Annotated in this window: 3 protein-coding genes; all 3 read right to left on the reverse strand. The window is 52.3% G+C overall.

The features are described 5' to 3' along the window. Positions 1–135 precede the first annotated feature (135 nt). On the reverse strand, positions 136–954 hold the full coding sequence (locus tag HMPREF3066_RS11700) for a YwqG family protein (RefSeq protein WP_003766930.1): 819 nt from the start codon (positions 952–954) through the stop codon (positions 136–138). A gap of 123 nt (positions 955–1,077) precedes the next feature. Continuing rightward, positions 1,078–1,908, reverse strand: coding sequence for a symmetrical bis(5'-nucleosyl)-tetraphosphatase (locus HMPREF3066_RS11705; protein ID WP_003756961.1), 831 nt, complete (start codon positions 1,906–1,908; stop codon positions 1,078–1,080). Between the two features lie 80 nt (positions 1,909–1,988). Then, entirely contained in the window at positions 1,989–2,378 is a 390-nt protein-coding gene (locus tag HMPREF3066_RS11710) for a RidA family protein (RefSeq protein ID WP_003766974.1), read from the reverse strand. Positions 2,379–2,492 lie beyond the last annotated feature (114 nt).

A 2,492-nucleotide genomic window follows, 5' to 3' on the forward strand; every position in this document is an offset into this window, starting at 1 on the left:
GGGATGTCCAACTTTTGGGGTGCAGTTCATTTGCGAAAACTGTTTTTCAGATGACCTTGATGGTAGGGGGGATTTATTAATCGAACTTATCCGGTTCGTACAATTCATCCCTACGCAGCTTGAGATAGCGGGTAACTAGCTACAATCCCAGCTATATGCTACTTTGGAAAAATCTAGTTTGGCTAAATCGTCGGGGTGAATGAAGAAACCGCCCACACCCAGGTCTCCCCATATGATTTCTATCCCGTCCTCCCATTCACTTTGCAGTTGGAACAGCAGGATATAGTCTTTCAATTCATCGTGCTCTTCGCGTGGGTCATTTTGGGTGAAATCAGGGTAACCGCCTATCTGGTGGCCACCACTGAAGCTTTCCATGACTTCATATTCCAAATCTTCATTGCTGTGAATCTGCCAGAAATTTTCGTTCTTACCGCCTTCATACCTTTCCAAAATTTGTGCGAAGCGGTAGTCGCTGCAACTGACAAGCTGCGTTCCCTGTTCGAACGACATGGCAAAGGACTGTTCGGGATTATGCGGCAGGCCGAATTCTTCGCCGTAGTAATGCGGATAATCCGATTGCTGGAGGCTGTCGTCTTCCACTACGTCGGCATGATAAATTACGCGGAAGCCGTCATTGTTGAGCAAATTATCCAGATCGCAGCCGTATAAATCGTCACTGTGGATGAAAAACTGCAACAGACCTTGTCGGGGAAAATTCTCCAGCGGTGGTGTTTGGGCGAAGTTGATTTGTGCCAACAGCGTGAGCGGATCACCATTTGCCGTGTGTGGATATTCGGCACCGAGCGGCAAATAGGGAGCGCCTCCGACTTTGCTGTCCCAGCGGCGCAGGCTGCTTTTGTTTGCAGGTGACAGCTTGATGCGGACAACGGGTTTTTCAGTAGACAAAAGCTGCTGCCGATAGGGGGCGATGAGCGGATTTTCCCAGTTTATCATTTCATTTTCCTTTTAATTTTTCAGTGAATTAACGATATAAAGATTGTCTGAAACCACATTATTGTCAAACCGAAATCAATTTTCAGACGACCTAAAAACTTATACTTTTCTGGTTTTCATGGCTCATTTCAAAGCCGTTTTCCAGTCCAAACCACCAAGGGAGGGGACTTGGGTGATGCTGTGGTCGGCAAGGTTGATGGCGGTCAGTTCACCACCCCAAAGCGCGCCGGTGTCGAGGGAGAGGATGTTGTCGGTGTTCATAAAGCCCAGCGAAGACCAGTGTCCGAAGACGATGGTGTGGCTGAGGTTTTGCCTGTCGGGGGCTTTGAACCAAGGGCGCAGGTTCGGGGGCATTTTTTTGAGGGTGGATTTGTAGTCGTAATCGAGTTCGTTTTTCAGCGTCAGCGCGCGCATTCGGGTGAAGACGTTGAGAATCATGCGCAGGCGGTCGTAGCCGGTCAGATCGTCGCGCCATTCGGCGGGTTTGTTGCCGTACATTTTGGAGAAAAACTTTTTGTATTTTTTGCCGCGCAGTTCGGCTTCGGTTTCGCTGGCAAGCAGTTCGGCGCGGGCGATGGTCCACTGGGGCAGGATGCCGGCGTGAACCATAACATGGCGCACGCCTTTAATCAGCAGGGGCTGGAAGCGCAGCCATTCGAGCATTTTTTTGCTGTCGGGATGTTGGAGGATGGGGGTGATGGTGTCGCTGCGCTTGACGGTGCCTTCGCCGTAGCCGACGGCGAGCAGGTGCAGGTCATGGTTGCCGAGAACCATGCGGACGCTGCTTTCGTGTTCCATGCAGAATTGGAGGACTTCGAGGGATTTGGGGCCGCGGTTGACGATGTCGCCGACGAGCCAGAGGGTGTCTGTACCGTGGTTGAAGTTGATTTTGTCGAGCAAAAGGGTGAGTTCGTCGAAGCAGCCTTGAATATCGCCGATTGCGTAGTGTGCCATTGTTGTTATTGTCCGATAGTGTGTGGTGTTTCAGACGACCTTTGGCTTGTGGGAGGTCGTCTGAAAACGGGTTGCGTGTCTTATGCGTTCAGTACCAGCACGGCTTCGGCTTCGACCTGCACGCCTTTGGGCAGGGAGGCGACACCGACGGCGGCGCGGGCGGGGAAGGGTTCTTGGATGAATTCTGCCATGACTTCGTTGAAGACGGCGAAGTTGGCGAGGTCGGTCAGGTAGGCGTTGAGTTTGACGATGTCGCCCAGCGTGCCGCCCGCGGCTTCGGCAACGGCTTGCAGGTTTTTAAAGACTTGGCGGGCTTCGGTGCGGAAGTCGCCGTTGCCGACAACGGTCATGGTGGCGGGATCGAGGGGGATTTGACCGCTCATGTAAACGGTGTCGCCCGCGCGTACGGCTTGGCTGTATGCGCCGATGGCGGCAGGGGCTTTGTCAGTGTGGATGATGGTTTTGGACATGATTTTCTCCTGTTGTCGGGGTCGTCTGAAAGATGGGAACTTTGATGAAAACGGTGTCGATTATCGTATAAAACCGAGTGATTGTGTAGCAACTGTATTTTTCACCCCGTCGGG

This window comes from Neisseria sp. HMSC03D10, assembly GCF_001807625.1.
Taxonomy (GTDB): Bacteria; Pseudomonadota; Gammaproteobacteria; order Burkholderiales; family Neisseriaceae; genus Neisseria; species Neisseria mucosa.